The organism is Citrobacter sp. A316 (assembly GCF_002042945.1).
GTDB lineage: Bacteria > Pseudomonadota > Gammaproteobacteria > Enterobacterales > Enterobacteriaceae > Citrobacter > Citrobacter portucalensis.
This window is the reverse complement of sequence record NZ_MVFZ01000002.1, coordinates 292,308-308,529: the sequence shown is the minus strand read 5'-3', so window position 1 is coordinate 308,529 and position 16,222 is coordinate 292,308. Positions and strand designations below refer to the sequence as shown.

The window sequence follows — 16,222 nt, the reverse complement described above, 5'->3', positions numbered from 1 at the left end:
CCCATTTTCAGGTGGGCTGGGCTTACTCAGGGATCCAGTTGTCCCAGGCGGGCAAGGGTCCGAGTTCCGCCACCAGAAAATCGATAAACGATCGTACCTTCGGATTGCTGTACTTGCTGGGAAAGTACAGCGCATACAGGGCGTGAGTTTCACAGGTGATGGTGCCGTCGAGCATCAGCGGCGTTATCTCTTCTTTTTGAATATGATCGCCAATCAGATAGGTGGGCAAATACGCCACTCCCTGATCTTCTAACACTGACTTCAGCAATACCAGGCTGCTGTTGGCCTGGATCGGCATATGCAGTTTCAACTGATGCAGACGATCCTGTTCATCCGCCACTTTCAGTACCGGCGTGAGGCCTGGATAAACCAGACAATCATGATCCACCAGATCGCTTCGACGCTGGGGCATGCCTTTTTTGGCGAGGTAGCCGGGTGAGGCACAGTACGCCCAGCGAACAGGCACCAGCTTGCGCATCGCATAGTTCTGCGGCGGTGCGGTGGAGATGCGCAGGGCGATGTCGAAATCCGTTTCGTTCAGATTCACGAAGTTATCGTTGAGATCGATATACAGATTCACATCCGGAAACTGGGAGCGATATTTATCTACCAGGTTCACCAGCCGGGAATAACCAAACGCAATTGAGCAGGTTATGCGTAATTCACCCTGCGGGCTGTGGTAATAACCTGAAGTGGTATTCAGCGTTTCATCGAATTCTTTCAAAAGCTTATTAGCGCGATTGAAGAGATATTGCCCGGCGTCGGTCAGGGTAATACTGCGGGTGGTGCGTTTAATTAATGTCGTGCCCAGCGTGTCTTCCATCGCGGCCAGACTTTTGCTGACCGCAGACGGCGATACGTTGAGCTGCGCCGCGGCTTCTGACAATCCTCCGCAGTCGACGATTTTAGTAAAAAACTCCAGATGCTTGAGTGAAATCGGCGTACTCATAGTTTCCTTTAATTCACAAGTGATTTGCAAAAACGGTACGAATAGGCCGTTACATTCGCGTTTTAAACATGCAACTATTGAATCACAGGAAACAACTTGCTGGCAAAATGAAAAAATAACAACTTAGGTGAGTTACGTCACAAAATAAAAGGAGGCGAAACGGAAACTCATCACATTGTGAATTTAATCTCATTAATTATTATTCTAAAGGTACCGATTATGTGGTCACGACTCGAACCCTACAAATCGTCGATTATTTTATTAGTTGCTCTGGTGATTGGCGGCTTATTAGGTATTTATGCCCCATCGTTTGCAAGTAAACTCCAGCCAATAGGTCAGATATTCCTGAACCTGTTATTTATGATTATTGTGCCGCTGGTGGGGATCAGCGTCATGTCTTCGATCGCCAGTATGACCGACCTGAAAAGGCTGGGGCGTATTATGGCGATAATCTTTATTGTTTCGATCGCAATGGCCTTTATTCCAGCCGCCGGGATCGTTGCGTTGGCGCTATGGTATAACCCGGCGCAGGGCGTCACTATCGATCTCTCGCAGTCGGTGCAGGCGGGCAGCGGCAAGATGGATTTTGTCAGTATGATCACCACCAGCGACTTTATCGGACTGTTTTCTAAGTCCAACATTCTGGCGCTGATCGTAATGGCGATCATCGCCGGTGTGGCGATTGGTCAGTCGGATCAGGCCGGTAAACGCATTGCGTCGCTGCTGGAAGATGCCAATACCGTGATCATGAAGATCGTCTCGATCATTATGAAGGTCGCGCCGATTGGTCTGGGCTGCTACTTCGCCGCCACCATGGCCAGTCAGGACTCTGCACTATTATTAACCTTTGCCCGCGCCATCGGCCTGTTTATGGTTGCCACGCTGGTCTATTTTGTTTTTGGCTCGATTCTCTATTCGTATATTGGCGGCGGTATTCCGGCGGTCAAAGCCTTCTGGCGTAACGCAATTGAACCGTCTGCGACCGCGCTGGGGACCTGCTCTTCGCTGGGGACGCTCCCGGTGACGCTGCGTGCCGGTAAGGCGATGGGGATCAACCCGGAAATCGTTGATGTCTCCATTCCGCTGCTGGTTAACCTCAACAAGGGCGGCGTGGCGATGATTGCCGCGCTAAAAATTGTCTTTATCTATTCCGTGCTGGGCATGGAATTCACCACCGAAACTTTCTTCCTGACGATGCTGATTGCGGTGCTCTCCGCCATTATCGTTGGTGGCGTGCCGGGCGGGGCGTTCCTCGGTGAAATCTTTATCGTCACCACGCTGGGCCTGCCGATGGAAGCAATCCCGATGCTGGTGGTGCTTGGCACCATTACCGATGCGCCGGCCACACTGATTAACGTTATCCATGATTTGAATGCGGCGCAGATTGTTGAACGGTTCGCTGGAAAAAAGCAGACCAACACTGAAATAAACTCTACTGCTGCGGTGGTATAGGTTTCACACGGATTAAGAACAGGAGATGTTATGAAAGACGCAATGAAACTTGAAACGCACCTGGTTGTTGCCGGTCGCGATAAACGCTACACCCAGGGAGCGGTGAATCCGGTTATCCAACGTGCCTCTTCACTGGTATTTGATACCGTGAAGGACAAGAAATTTGCCACCGCTAATCGCGCGAACGGCGAGCTGTTTTACGGCCGTCGCGGAACCTATACCCACTTTGCTTTCCAGAAGGCAATGAGCGAACTGGAAGGCGGTGTTGGCTGCGCGTTGTACCCATGTGGTGCTGCGGCGGTGACCAATGCGATTCTGGCGTTTGTTCAGGGGGGCGATCATATTCTGATGACGGGTGCGGCCTATGAGCCAACCCAGGATTTTTGCAATAAGATCCTGAGCAAATTCAACGTGGAAACAACGTATTACGATCCGCTGATTGGCGCTGGCATTGTCGATCTTCTGCGGCCAGAAACGAAGGTAGTATTCCTTGAGTCACCAAGTTCTATCACGATGGAAGTTCAGGACGTGCCGGGGATGGTGAAGGCTATTCGCGCGGTGAATCCGGAGATTGTCATTATGATCGACAACACCTGGGCGGCGGGCGTGCTGTTCAAAGCGCTGGATTATGGTGTGGATATTTCCATTCAGGCGGGAACGAAGTACACCATCGGCCATTCGGACGCCATGCTGGGCACGGCGGTGTCCAACGCCCGTTGTTGGGATCGTCTGCGCGAGAACTCCTATCTGATGGGGCAAACGCTGGACGCCGATACGGCCTACAACGGCAGCCGCGGATTGCGCACCCTGGCGGTACGCCTTAAGCAGCATCAGGAGAGTAGTATCCATATTGCCCGCTGGCTGTCGGCAAGGCCGGAAGTGGCGCGGGTGAATCATCCGGCATTACCGGAATGTCCAGGCCATGAGTATTTTCAGCGTGATTTTACCGGGAGCTCAGGCCTGTTCTCGTTTGTGCTGAAAAAGAGACTGACCGACGAACAGATGGCGAATTTCCTCGATAATTTCTCACTGTTCCATATGGCCTATTCGTGGGGCGGATTTGAGTCGCTCATTCTGGCGAACCAGCCGGAAGAGCTAAATAGCATTCGCCCGGCTGGAGAGGTGGATTTCAGCGGCACGCTGGTCAGGGTGCATATCGGCCTTGAGGATATCGACGACCTGATTGCCGATCTGGACGCGGGATTTGCACGCATTGCGTAAGGTGAGGTGATCGTAGCCGGATGCGGCGCAAATGCTTATCCGGCCTACATAGTTGTCGTAGGCCGGATAAGCGGGCAGGTTAGTTTTCAGTGGCTAACGTCGTTGCCTCATGCTGACGTACACGTTTGAGTAAGCCTGCCAGCGTGAACACGACAGCGATCCCCGCTGCAACCGCCAGCAGATGAAACGAAACCCTGCCGCTGTTAAACCATAGCCAGCGTCCAATTTCGACAGCAACCGCCATCACCGTCAGGATCACCATATTGAGAGACGCCGAGACCGTACCTTTAGGTAAGTTGTTGGAAAACAGCGTAAAGCGGAACAGCGTCGGGAAGATCATCCCAATACCAAACGCATACAGGCTGGTCCCCAGTACCGACCACAGCCAGACGTGCGGCCACAGTAAATTGCCGACAATCAGCACCGCCAGCCCGCTCATCTGTATAGGTACGGCCCGCCAGATAAAGCGTGGTCGGGTCGGATCTTTCACGAAACGAACCACCACCATATTAGCGACGATCACTGCGCCGAACACCGGAGCCTGTGCCCAGGCAAACTCCGATGTGCTCATACCGCCTGCGTCGATCAGAATAACCGGCGAGACCGCCACCCAGCTCATCATCGGGATATAGCTTAACGCCAGCGTGGCAGCGCCAAACAGGAACACCCGGTTGCGGAAAACGTCGCGGAAATCACGCAGTACGCCGCGCGCGCTGAACGGCACCGCACCGCGCTGGACGGTTTCCGGCATGGCTAACGTTAACCCAATCAGGGCGATAAGCCCCATGACGGCAATGATGGCAAACAAGATCTTCCAGTGTACAAAGTGCATCAGCGCCGCCCCGGAAAGCGGGCCGATAACCGGTGCAACGAGCACAATGGAAGTGATTATCGCCATTAACTTAATGGCCTTCGTTTGCCCAAACGCCTCCTGTACCGTGACATAGCCTACGGTCGCGATAAAGCAGATGCTGGTGCCCTGCACAAATCGGGCGACCAGAAATTGCGTCATTGAGGTAGTGAACAGCGTGGCAGCGCAGGCGAGGGTAAAGATTAACGCCCCCGCAATCAGCACCGGTCGACGGCCAATTCGGTCGGAAAGCGGCCCCAGCAGCCATTGCAGCGCCATGCCGCCAGCCAGATAGAGGCTCACCGCAGCGGGTGCCAGGCTGACATCGGCATTGAAATCACGTACTACATTGATGATGCCGGGCTGGATCAGGTCCGTCGACAGATAGGCGGCGAAGTCATATAAAATCAACGCGACAGGAAAAAATAGCGTTGTGGCGCGTTGGGAGAAAAACGCGAGAATCCGTTGCATAAAACAGCTCCTTGTCGGGAGAAAACCCTCAACGGGAATAGCGAAATTCAATACCGTCTTTGAGACGTCAGACCGATGACAGAAAAAAAGCAGACTGCAAATGTACTGAATTTCATGTAATCAAAAACGCTGTCTGCGCGAAGCGCAAACAGAAGATACGTTCACTGACGCGGGGTCAGAAAACGTAACGATTACAGGTAACAATCAGCACATCGCACCTCGGGAAGAGTAAGTTGAACGGGTAATAACCTTCCGCAGTGTAATGCGGATTGGATATTAATTAAACGAGTTTATCCGGTTTATGTGCAGAAAATCGCCCTGCAAATCAGACTACGATGCTCTGCAAAAACCGCAGCGCGATGGCACAACCGAAGATAATTAATACCCCCCCAGCAATACGCTCTACCCATAATATTCCTCTGGTTAAGCGCCGCTGGATCTGCGGTAAACCGATGAACATCACGATCAGCAGATCCCAGCACAGCACCACGCTGGTCATCCAGATCCCGCTCATGGTTTGTTGCAGCAGCGTCACCGACGGACCGAGCAGGGCGGTCATCAGCGCCAGATAGAACAGCGCATTTTTTGGGTTGAGCAGTGACGAACCCAATCCCAGCAGCAGCTGTTTACCAAATCCTGGACAGGTAGACTGGGCATCTGCTCCGGTCAGCGTTTGCGGGCGGCTGCGTATCAGCAGGCTGCCAATCCACAACAAATAGAGCGCGCCCAGCAGCTCAATAATGGTAAACAACAGGGGAAGCTGGCGCAGGATCCCCCAACCGATAATTGCCAGCAGGATATACAGCCCGTTGCCTAAAGCGATCCCCACGCACAGCCCGGCGCTGCCGCGCATCCGGTATCGTACGGCGTAACCGACCAGTAAAAAGAAGTCCGGCCCGGGGCTAAGCAATGCGACGAAATGCGCCAGCGCCAGCGCGGGAAAAGCAGACGGAAAAAGTTCAGCAAGCAGTGACATAGCAACCTCAGAGAATGAATCTGAGATAACCGTACGCCTGACACAGCGTTAATTATTGTCTGATATTGATCGTCCCAACGCGTACTGGCGCGGTGTGGCGGCGGTGTAGCGAACAAAGGTGCGATGGAAATGGCTCTGGTCGGCAAACCCGCTCTGGTAGCCGACATCGGCAATTTCGTCCCCGGCCCGCAGCCGCTGGCGAGCATAGTCAATCCGTATGATATTCAGATAACTTCCTGGCGTCAGCCCGGTGTCCTGCTTAAAGGTACGGATCAACGTCTCTTTACGCATGTGGCACTCATGTGCCAGCTCATCGAGTGAGGGCGGTGCGAGCAGGCTGGATTGCAACCGTTCGCACAGATATTGGCTGGTGGCGCTTAGGTTTTCTGGTGTGACCGACTGCAACGGCAGCGAGTGAAGCAATGCTTGCGCGGCATCCGTTATTTGCGCGGTTTGCCGTTGCGGCATGAGCGCCACAAGGTGCATATAACGCTGGAATAATTGCGCATCGCGGATAACGGGATCACGCGTGCAAAGCAGCTGATTGGTGTTCTGCGCAGGCAGATTAGCAAGACACCAGCGGACATCAAGATAAAGCATGTGATAGCTGCGAAACTGTCCGTTAACTGGATTACAGCTGTGAGGTGCCAGCGGCGGGATCACAATCAGATCGCCCACCTGCAGATGGTATTCCTTGCCATCACACAGGCAGCACGTTTCCCCCTCGAGAATTGCCCCAATCGATAGCTGAGAGTGGTGATGCCGCTTATAGGCCTGCTGACTTTGCCAGGTGCTGCGTAGTTCCAGCCACGGCAACTGCTCATCACGCCAGAACGATTGTGGAATATCTCGGGTATGCGTCACATCGTGTCCTCCCTGAAGGTGATGATTTGTTATAGCACAGGCCGGGTGGTGAAAAAGTGGGAATGTGCAGTGAGATGGCGATTCTGCGTGACGTGTTCCAGACAAATGCAGATGTTACATAAGGACGTTGATATCCCGGAAATTGCCTCGCAAAGAGAGAAAGTTGCAGGTGAGGGGACGGTTTTACGGCGCTACAGTCACGGCATCTTATTTCCAGGTGATGGATCGCCATGAACAAAGCTCCCACTTCCACTCCGCACGATGCGGTTTTTAAAACGTTTTTACGCCACCCTGAGACTGCTCGGGATTTCCTACAAATACATCTTCCCGCTTCGCTGCGCGAGCTTTGCGATCTTCAGACGCTTAAACTCGAGTCAGACAGTTTCATTGAAGAGGATTTACGTGCGTATTATTCCGATGTGCTGTGGTCGGTGAAAACGACGGATGGGGATGGATATATTTACGTGGTGATTGAACACCAAAGCACACCGGATGCGCATATGGCATTCAGACTGATGCGTTATGCAGTAGCGGCCATGCAGAAACATTTAGATGCCGGGCATCAGCAATTGCCGCTGGTGGTGCCGATGCTGTTCTATCACGGCGCTAAAAGCCCGTACCCTTATTCACTGTGCTGGCTGGATGAGTTTGCCAACCCGAAGCTGGCTCGTAAGCTGTATGCTGCGGCGTTTCCGCTGGTGGATATTACGGTCATACCGGATGACGAAATTGTGCAGCATCGACGTATGGCGCTGCTGGAGTTAATCCAAAAACATATCCGTCAGCGCGATCTTATGGGGCTGGTTGAGCAAATTGTTTCCCTGCTACTTACCGGACTGACTAATGACAGCCAGATAAAGACACTGTTTAATTATATTTTACGAACTGGCGATGCACCTCGATTCAGTGAGTTTATTCGCGGGGTTGCCGAACGTTCACCGCAGCACAAGGAGCATTTGATGACGATCGCGGACAGATTGCATGAGGCAGGATTTCAAAAAGGATGGCTTGAAGGTAAGCAGGAAGGTAAACAAGAAGGCAAAAAAGAAGGCAAAAAAGAAGGCAAACAGGAAGGGCTAATAAAGGGACGACGTGATGAGGCGCTACGAATTGCCCGCACCATGCTGGCAGATGGCATTGATATCAGCACGGTGTAAAAAATTACCCGACTTTCCGTTGAAGATATTCAGGGCGTAAGCCATTAGAAATGACTTAAACCGTGCAATCGCCTGCCCGAAAGCATCGGCTGGTCCGGTTTACTCTATCGCCGTTTTTACCGCTTCGCCGAGCTTTTGCATCACTTCCCGATGCTTCTCATTTGGCGGCAACGCACAATTGATGCGCACGCAGTTGCGATACTTTCCGGATGCGGAGAACAGCGAACCCGGCGCAACCTGGATTTTGAGGCGACAGAGCTGCTTAGCGACACAGACCATATCGACCTGGAGCGGCAGCTCGACCCACAGCATAAAGCCGCCTTTCGGACGGGTGACGCAGATCCCGCAGGGGAAGTATTCCCGTACCCAGCAGGTGTAGATCTCCATATTACGCTGATAAATCTGGCGCATACGCCGGATATGCCGATGATAATGACCTTCGCGCACAAAGGAAGCCGCTGCCAGTTGCGTAGCGGGAACGTTAGTTCCAATGACGGCGTACTTCATGTGCAGCAGTTTGTTGTAATAGCGACCGGGCACCACCCAACCCACCCGCAGACCGGGGGCGACGGATTTGGTAAATGAACTGCAGAGTATTACCCGACCGTCGCTGTCCCAGGAGTGTATCGTGCGCGGGCGCGGATACTCTGTGGCCAGCTCGCCATACACATCGTCTTCAAAAATCACAATATCGTGCCGTTGGGCGAGGGCGAGCACCGCCCGTTTACGCGCATCCGGCATAATGAATCCGAGCGGGTTGTTACAGTTGGGAACCAGCAGCACACCTTTGATCGGCCACTGATCCAGCGCCAGCTCCAGCGCTTCAATACTGATCCCGGTATCCGGATCGGTTGGGATCTCAATCACCTTGATCCCTAAGCCGCGCAGTAGCTGCATCGTGCCGTAGTAGGCCGGTGATTCAACGGCGACAATATCTCCGGGCTGGCAGACCGTCAGCAGCGCCAGCGACATCCCGCACTGACTGCCGCTGGTGATCACAATATCGTCTGCATTGACCACTGAACCGCCATCCAGCATCAGCCGTGCAATCTGCTGACGCAGTTCACGGCATCCGGATATTTCATCGTAGCCCAGTATCGCGCGCAGATTATGCTGCGCCACGCGGCTGAGCTCACGCCACAGCGGCTTCAGGCTCGGTTGATCAATGTCGGGTACGCCGCTGCTAAACGGGATTATCGATTTGTCCGCGTTGCCCTTTAGCATATCCAGCACCTGATCCCACTGGGTGATTTCGACCGGACGCTGCACCGGGCGCGACATCGGTGGCACGGGTGGCTGCGCTTTTTGTGGCGCGACAAAATAACCGGAACGCGGCTGGGGCGTGATCAACTGGCGCTGTTCCAGCGTCTGATACGCCTGCTGGACGGTGCTGATGCTGACCCCGTGCTCCTGGCTCAGGCTACGTACCGAGGGCAGTTTTTCGCCATGGCGATACAGCCCTTGCTCAATGCGTTCGGCCAGCAGGTTGGCCAGATGTTGGTAACGCGTCATGCTGTATCCCTCATGGGTACCATACAGATTAAAAAACCAGTACAGATTGGCGTGAAAAAAGCGATGCAGAACTCTTTTTAACCAATCTGTATGTTAAATAAAAGTACTTTGTGAGTCTGTATTGTTTTGGACCAGATCCGTGAAGATAGAGCCTCTGGCAAGGTGGGGAGGCAAGGTATGGAATTTCACGAGAATAAAGCAAAACAGTCGTTTATTGGGTTTGTACTGATCTGGCGGGCATACAAGGCGTGGCGGCTGCGAGCGCAAACGCGGCGTGTATTGCAACAGATGAGCGACGAGCGGCTGCGGGACGTCGGGCTGCGACGCGATCAGGTGGAGTGATTTTCTTTCATCGACAGAGGCTGGGGGTTATCGCCCCGGCCTCTTTTACATTCACGATATTTATCAATTCATGCTTCTGGTTAGTCCGTTTCTTGATACTTACCCTGATAAGTATTATTTTCTCTTTAGCGATGAGAGGAAAGTAAGATGACTGAAGATGAACTGTTTGCCCGCCGCCCGATGGGGATGCGCATGGCAATGGTGGTGCGCCAGTGGCGGGCCATTATTGATGCTGCCATCACCGATACTGGCCTGACGCAGTCCAGCTGGACGGTACTGATGCAGCTGTATCAACTGGGAGACAACGTCTCGGTTAGCGAACTGGCACAAATGCAGGGCATTGAACTGCCGCCGCTGATGCGCACTCTCTCGCAGCTGGAAAAGCAGGGCTATCTGCTGCGTTCTACATCGCCTTATGACAAACGCATCCGCCTGCTAACGCTGACTGCGCAAGGCCGCTCAAGGCTTGAAGAACTAAACCGGGTGATTGATAACTATCAACATCGCGTCACCTGCACCATTCCTGAAGCGGAGCTTGCCTCCTTCAGCGCGACCTTAAATCAACTCGCCTGCAATTTGCGGACAATCCGCGAAGAAGACAATCAACACTAAAAAACTATGATGACCCCAGAACAAAAATTTGCCCGTTGGGTAAGGGTGAGTATTGCCGCTTTCCTGGTAATATTCGCCTGGTTTATCGTTGCCGATATCTGGATCCCGCTGACGCCGGATTCCACGGTGATGCGTGTGGTAACACCCGTTTCCTCACGCGTTTCCGGCTACGTCTCGCAGGTGCATGTACACAATAATAGCCAGGTGAAGAAGGGCGATTTGCTGTACGAACTGGATCCGACGCCATTTATCAATAAGGTCGAGGCGGCGCAAATTGCCCTTGAGCAGGCGAAGCTGAGCAATCAACAGCTGGATGCACAGATTGCCTCTGCCCGCGCCAACCTGCGCACCGCGCAATTCAACGCTCACAACGATAAGACCACCTTAGACCGCTATCAGCGCCTGAGTGCCATGCAGAACGTCTCACAATCCGATCTCGACAAGGTGCGCACCGCCTGGCAAACCAGCGAGCAGTCGGTGGCGGCGCTGAATGCCAGTATTCAGAACCTGCTGATCCAGCGCGGCGAGCGCGATGACAAGCGTAACGTGACGCTGCAAAAATACCGTAACGCGCTGGAAGAGGCGCAACTGAACCTCGGCTGGAGCAAAGTGTATGCCCAGACCGACGGTACGGTGAGCAATCTCCAGCTTAGCCCCGGACTGTATGCCACCGCCGCCACGCCGCTGCTGGCGTTGGTCAGCCATCAGACCGATATCGTGGCTGACTTTCGCGAGAAAAGTCTGCGCCACACTCGGGTTGATACCGATGCCGCCGTAGTTTTTGACGCCATGCCGGGCAAGGTTTTCTCTGCCCGCGTCACCAGCAGCGATGCCGGTATTCTTGCGGGTCAGGAACAGGTTAACGGCCAGTTGTCGCAACCGGAACAGTCCACCCGTTGGGTGCGCGATGCTCAGCGTATGCGCATTCATGTGGCGCTGAACGAACCGCTCGACACGCCGTTACCGACCGGGGCGCGCGCCACGGTACAGCTGTATAACAGCGAAGGGATGTTCGCCCGCACCTTTGCCGGGGCGCAGATCCACCTCGTCAGCTGGCTGCATTATGTCTATTAACACGCTGGCCCATGTCTTTACGCCGCACGGGAATATTGTCTACACCGCCAATGATTTTCGCCAGACCCTGCGTATCTCCATTGCCGGGACAATCGCGCTGAGTATCTCGACATTCTACAATGTGCAGTACGGCGTATTTTTTGTGGTTTATCCGCTGATGTTGCTGTCGCTGGTGCCGGTGTTCAACCGCCATGTGGCAAAACAGTTCGTGTTCAGCGCGGCGGTGAACTGCGTCGAAATGGTGCTGATTGTCGGCTATCTTTCACAGTGGCCGCTGGTTATGACACTGGTGGTGTTCGGCCTGTATGTGATGCGTTTTCGTTTTATGAGCAAAGGCCCGCTGTTTCTGCTCGGCTCGATGGGCGTGGTGTGCCAGAGCACGATGCTCAACTTTATGAGTTATCCCACCACCAACTGGCATACGCTGATGTTCTCCAATATGGAAGCCTGCGTAATGGCGGTGGCGCTGAGCGCGCTGCTGCATTATCTGATTCCGGACGTGGAACCCCGCCAGCCACCGCCGCGCATTGAGAAAGATGCCGCCCGGGTGCGCCATGAATCGCTGCTTTCCGGTACGGTGGCGACGATGATTTTTGTGGTCTTCCAGATCTGCGATTTGAGTGATTCGCTGTCGGCGCTGATGGCAGGCATTTTGATCCTGTTTCCGATGCACTACCGCGGCGCGGTGATTAGCTCGATCTGGCGCGTGGTCGGGGTGGTGCTTGCCTGCCTGTATATTCTGCTGGTGCAGCTGCTTATCTATGATTTCAGCAACCACATGGTGCTGATGATGCCGCTGATTGGCCTCGGGCTGGCGTTCAGCGCCCGCCTGCACGTAATGGAAAAAGTCGGGGCGGGCGTGGGTTTTGCCAGTATCACTACCATCGGCATTATGTTTGGCCAGAACCTGCACCCGGATCTGGACCTGGTATTCAGCGATCTGTACCGCATCACCTCTGTCACCGTCGCGCTGGTGGCAACGCTCACCATGGTATTTCTGGTGCATCGGGTGTTGAACTGCTTTGCCGCGACGAGGTTTGTGATTACCGAGTGAGTGGGGGGGAAGTGCCGAATGGCGGCTGCGCCTTATCCGGCCTACGGGAAAGTGCCATTTGTAGGCCCGGTAAGCGTAGCGCCACCGGGCAATTCAGCAGGGGGTTACTTCTTCAATCCCGCAAACGCGGCTCGGATCTCGTCTTCCGGCAAATTAATGCCGATAAACACCAGCTGGCTGTGCGGTTGTTCGTCGCCCCACGGGCGGTCCCAGTCGGCGCTGTACAGGCGCTGGACGCCCTGGAACAGCAGGCGGTTTGGCTCGCCTTCAATCCACAGCATACCTTTGTAGCGCAGTAGCTTCTCGGCGGATTCCAGCAGCAGGTTTTCCATCACTCGCGACACGTCGCTGATGTTGACCGGGTAATCCAGCTCGACGACGATCGAGGAGATATCGTTTTGCTTGTCGGCGATAAAGTGGAAGCGCGGTTTGGCGCTGACCACGTTCTCTTCCAGCATAAAACCGTTGGTATCGAACAGCAGGGAGAGGTCGATATCGCCATGCGTCACGGTATACACCGGGGCGCGGGCGTTGATGCGCACCAGGCGCTCACGCAGTTTTTCGCTTTCTCCCGCGACGTCGGTTTTGGTCAGCAGGATGCGGTCGGCATAGCCCACCTGCGACTGGGCGATGGTGAACTGGTTCATCTGCTCGTCGGCATGTACCGCGTCAACCAGCGCAATTACGCCGTCCAGCAGGTAGCGTTCGCAAATCTCTTCATGGGAGAAAAAGGTCTGAATAATCGGGCCGGGGTCGGCCATGCCGGTGCACTCGATCACCAGACGGTCGAAATTGATGGTGCCTTTGTCGAGGTTGTCGAGCAGGTCTAACAGTGCGTCTTCCAGCTCACTGGAGCGGGTACAGCAAATGCAGCCGTTGGTCAGAGTTTTGATCTGCGTAGCGCGATCGCCAATCAGCTGATCGTCCACCGAGACTTCGCCGAATTCGTTTTCGATAACGGCAATCTTGTAACCGTGCTGCTCGTTGAGAATATGGCGCAGTAGGGTGGTTTTACCCGCGCCAAGAAAACCGGTGAGTAGGGTAACTGCAATCGGGGTCATTCACTTCTCCTTCTAACAGCAACTGCTTCCGCCGCTACCGTAGCGGGCTTCCTGGCGCTCGCGGAAGAATTCTTCGTAGGTCATGTAAGGCTTATCGGGATGGTTGGTCTTCATGTGCTCGACATAGTTGTCGTAGTCCGGAATGCCAATCAGCATCTTCGCCGCCTGACCGAGATATTTTTTTGCCTGACCTAAAGTACCAAACATAAACAATCCTGATAAGCGAAAAGCCCCGCCGGAGCGGGGCTGAATACATCTTAGTGGTGTGAAGAGGTCTTCACGCCGCCTTCCGGCACCGGTACATACGGTGTCTCTTTATCAGAGCGACCGTCGATGGCGCGGGCTTTCTGCCAGGTACGGAACCCGTAGAAAATGATGCTGTACACCACCACCAGGAACAGAATACTCAGACCTGCGTTGGTGTAGTTGTTGACGACGATGTGGTTCATGTTGGCAATCTGCTGAGCGGTCAGTTCGCCGCCGTTAGCAATCTTCTCTTTGTACTGATTCGCCATGAAGAAGAAGCCTTCCATCTGCGGGTTGGTGCTGAACAGTTTCAGACCCAGCGCCCAGGTGGTACAGATAAGCAGCCATACTGCCGGAACAACGGTAACCCAGATGTATTTGGTGCGCTGCATTTTAACCAGCACCACGGTGCCCAGCACCAGTGCCACGGCAGCCAGCATCTGGTTAGAGATACCGAACAGCGGCCACAGGCTCTTAACGCCGCCCAGCGGGTCAACAACGCCTTGATACAGCAGGTAACCCCACAGGCCTACGCAGCCCGCAGTACCTACAACGCCTGCAACCAGGGAGTCGGTTTTCTTCAGGAACGGCACGAAGTTACCCAGTAAATCCTGCAGCATAAAGCGGCCAGAACGGGTACCGGCATCCAGTGCGGTCAGGATGAACAGCGCTTCAAACAGAATACCGAAGTGGTACCAGAAGCCCATATCAGCCATCGGCAGCACTTTGTGGAATACGTGAGCGATACCCACAGCCAGCGTCGGTGCGCCACCTGCACGGTTCAGAACGGACGGTTCACCGATGTCTTTCGCGGTTTGCAGGATCTGCTCAGGCGAAATGACGAAGCCCCAGGAGCTGACGGTCGCTGCCGCATGTGCGGTAACATCTTTCAGCTGCGCCATAATCAGCGGTGCGTTTTCGCCGCTCATTTCATGCAGGTTCGGCATGGTGATGCCAAGTCCTGCAGGCGGGGTGTTCATCGCGAAGTACAGACCCGGTTCGATGATAGACGCGGCAACCAGCGCCATAATTGCGACGAAGGATTCCATCAGCATCGCGCCGTAACCGATAAAGCGCGCATCGGTTTCACAGGCCAGCAGCTTCGGTGTGGTACCGGAAGCAATCAGCGCGTGGAAGCCTGATACCGCACCACATGCGATGGTGATGAACAGGAACGGGAACAGAGCGCCTTTCCACAGCGGACCGGTACCATCAACGTACTGCGTCATCGCCGGCATTTTCAGTTCCGGGTTGAGGATAACAATCCCCACCGCCAGACCGACGATAACGCCGATTTTCAGGAAGGTAGCCAGATAGTCACGCGGAGCGAGGATCAGCCATACCGGCAGCAGCGCAGAGATAAACGCGTAACCGATCAGGGTAAAGGTAATGGTGGTGTCTTTAAAGGTCAGCGCCGGGCCCCAGTACGGGTCATGCGCAATCACGCCGCCGAAGTAGATAGAAGCAACCAGCAGCACAATACCAATCACCGACACTTCACCCACACGTCCTGGTCGCAAGAATCGCATGTAGATCCCCATGAACAACGCGATAGGTACGGTTGAGCAGACGGTGAACACACCCCACGGGCTTTCCGCCAGCGCTTTTACCACGATCAGCGCCAGTACTGCGAGGATGATGATCATGATTAAGAAGCAGCCGAACAGCGCAATGGTTCCCGGGATCGGGCCCATCTCTTCTTTGATCATCTCACCCAGAGATGCGCCGTTACGGCGGGAAGAGATAAACAGCACCATGAAGTCCTGCACCGCACCGGCCAGCACGACGCCTGCCAACAGCCACAGCGTACCGGGCAGGTAGCCCATCTGCGCAGCCAGTACCGGCCCAACCAGCGGACCTGCACCTGCGATAGCGGCAAAGTGGTGGCCAAACAATACGTTACGGTTGGTTGGAACGTAGTTCAGACCGTCATTGTTGATGACCGCTGGCGTAGCACGCGTTGGGTCAAGTTTCATCACCTTTTGGGCGATGTACAGGCTGTAGTAACGATAGGCCACCAGATAAACAGAAACTGAGGCGACCACGATCCACAGGGCACTAATGTGTTCACCCCGACGTAATGCCACTACCGAGAGGCAGAATGCACCGATGATTCCGAGAATCACCCAGGGTATGTGCTTGAATATCTTTTTCGTATCCATAGTAAAACCTGGTATCTAATTAATAATTGGCCGAAGCCGCGTGGGTTTGATCTTGTGTTTGAGGAGGTTATTTGACTGCTATGTTGGGGGGATCTTGCCAGAGAATTACGCGCGTAAAGTAAGGTAAATAAGTGAGCGGTTGTATGTCAGCTTAAGCGGTCCCAAGTGTCAGTGAGCGGTAAGCGGTAGGGGTTAACGGGGATATTTATGTGATTGAGA

Annotated in this window: 15 protein-coding genes; 7 read left to right on the top strand and 8 right to left on the bottom strand. The window is 54.1% G+C overall.

From position 1 onward, the window contains the following. Positions 1–22: 22 nt before the first annotated feature. A complete protein-coding gene (locus BZK41_RS03495; protein WP_003845596.1) occupies positions 23–949 on the bottom strand; it encodes a LysR family transcriptional regulator in 927 nt (308 codons plus the stop codon). A 219-nt stretch (positions 950–1,168) separates the two neighbouring features. Between BZK41_RS03495 and BZK41_RS03490 the strand changes: the two genes are divergently transcribed. Both BZK41_RS03490 and metC read left to right on the top strand, forming a co-directional pair. Then, positions 1,169–2,401: a dicarboxylate/amino acid:cation symporter gene (locus BZK41_RS03490; protein ID WP_003830065.1), complete on the top strand. Its 1,233-nt coding sequence runs from the start codon at positions 1,169–1,171 to the stop codon at positions 2,399–2,401. Positions 2,402–2,431: 30 nt separating this feature from the next. Continuing rightward, complete coding sequence (metC, locus tag BZK41_RS03485) at positions 2,432–3,622, top strand: cystathionine beta-lyase (RefSeq protein ID WP_079937187.1); 1,191 nt, start codon at positions 2,432–2,434, stop codon at positions 3,620–3,622. A 79-nt stretch (positions 3,623–3,701) separates the two neighbouring features. On the opposite strand, the gene mdtM is transcribed toward metC, so the two are convergent. The 3 genes from mdtM to BZK41_RS03470 form a co-directional block, all read right to left on the bottom strand. Beyond that, positions 3,702–4,943 carry a multidrug efflux MFS transporter MdtM gene (gene mdtM / locus BZK41_RS03480; protein WP_079937186.1) on the bottom strand — a complete coding sequence of 414 codons (1,242 nt, stop codon included), beginning with the start codon at positions 4,941–4,943 and terminating at the stop codon, positions 3,702–3,704. 325 nt (positions 4,944–5,268) lie between these two features. After that, complete coding sequence (locus BZK41_RS03475) at positions 5,269–5,919, bottom strand: LysE family translocator (protein WP_079937185.1); 651 nt, start codon at positions 5,917–5,919, stop codon at positions 5,269–5,271. A 48-nt stretch (positions 5,920–5,967) separates the two neighbouring features. Further along, entirely contained in the window at positions 5,968–6,783 is an 816-nt protein-coding gene (locus BZK41_RS03470) for an AraC family transcriptional regulator (RefSeq protein ID WP_079937184.1), read from the bottom strand. Positions 6,784–7,013: 230 nt separating this feature from the next. On the opposite strand from BZK41_RS03470, the gene BZK41_RS03460 reads away from it, so the two are divergent. Beyond that, a complete protein-coding gene (locus BZK41_RS03460) occupies positions 7,014–7,940 on the top strand; it encodes an Rpn family recombination-promoting nuclease/putative transposase (protein ID WP_079937183.1) in 927 nt (308 codons plus the stop codon). A 99-nt stretch (positions 7,941–8,039) separates the two neighbouring features. Here BZK41_RS03460 and BZK41_RS03455 read toward each other — a convergent pair whose 3' ends face one another. Continuing rightward, on the bottom strand, positions 8,040–9,452 hold the full coding sequence (locus tag BZK41_RS03455; protein WP_079937182.1) for a PLP-dependent aminotransferase family protein: 1,413 nt from the start codon (positions 9,450–9,452) through the stop codon (positions 8,040–8,042). Positions 9,453–9,629: 177 nt separating this feature from the next. On the opposite strand from BZK41_RS03455, the gene BZK41_RS03450 reads away from it, so the two are divergent. The 4 genes from BZK41_RS03450 to BZK41_RS03435 all read left to right on the top strand — a co-directional run bounded on the left by BZK41_RS03450 (position 9,630) and on the right by BZK41_RS03435 (position 12,534). Then, complete coding sequence (locus BZK41_RS03450) at positions 9,630–9,794, top strand: DUF1127 domain-containing protein (protein ID WP_072033891.1); 165 nt, start codon at positions 9,630–9,632, stop codon at positions 9,792–9,794. Between the two features lie 147 nt (positions 9,795–9,941). Further along, positions 9,942–10,406, top strand: coding sequence for a MarR family transcriptional regulator (locus BZK41_RS03445; RefSeq protein ID WP_079937181.1), 465 nt, complete (start codon positions 9,942–9,944; stop codon positions 10,404–10,406). A gap of 6 nt (positions 10,407–10,412) precedes the next feature. Beyond that, positions 10,413–11,480 (top strand): HlyD family secretion protein, encoded by a 1,068-nt coding sequence (locus tag BZK41_RS03440; RefSeq protein ID WP_079937180.1) that lies wholly within the window; start codon positions 10,413–10,415, stop codon positions 11,478–11,480. Further along, on the top strand, positions 11,470–12,534 hold the full coding sequence (locus BZK41_RS03435; protein ID WP_079937179.1) for a DUF2955 domain-containing protein: 1,065 nt from the start codon (positions 11,470–11,472) through the stop codon (positions 12,532–12,534). The genes BZK41_RS03440 and BZK41_RS03435 overlap by 11 nt, the downstream gene beginning before the upstream one ends. Positions 12,535–12,638: 104 nt before the next feature. Here the strand turns inward: BZK41_RS03435 and yjiA are convergent, their stop codons facing one another. Genes yjiA through btsT form a run of 3 tightly spaced genes read right to left on the bottom strand, consistent with a single transcriptional unit; the run spans position 12,639 to position 16,003 of the window. Further along, positions 12,639–13,595, bottom strand: coding sequence for a GTPase (gene yjiA, locus BZK41_RS03430; RefSeq protein WP_079937178.1), 957 nt, complete (start codon positions 13,593–13,595; stop codon positions 12,639–12,641). 12 nt (positions 13,596–13,607) lie between these two features. Next, positions 13,608–13,802, bottom strand: coding sequence for a YbdD/YjiX family protein (locus BZK41_RS03425; RefSeq protein WP_003830038.1), 195 nt, complete (start codon positions 13,800–13,802; stop codon positions 13,608–13,610). 50 nt (positions 13,803–13,852) lie between these two features. Beyond that, positions 13,853–16,003 carry a pyruvate/proton symporter BtsT gene (gene btsT / locus BZK41_RS03420; RefSeq protein ID WP_079937177.1) on the bottom strand — a complete coding sequence of 717 codons (2,151 nt, stop codon included), beginning with the start codon at positions 16,001–16,003 and terminating at the stop codon, positions 13,853–13,855. Between the last annotated feature and the right edge of the window lie 219 nt (positions 16,004–16,222).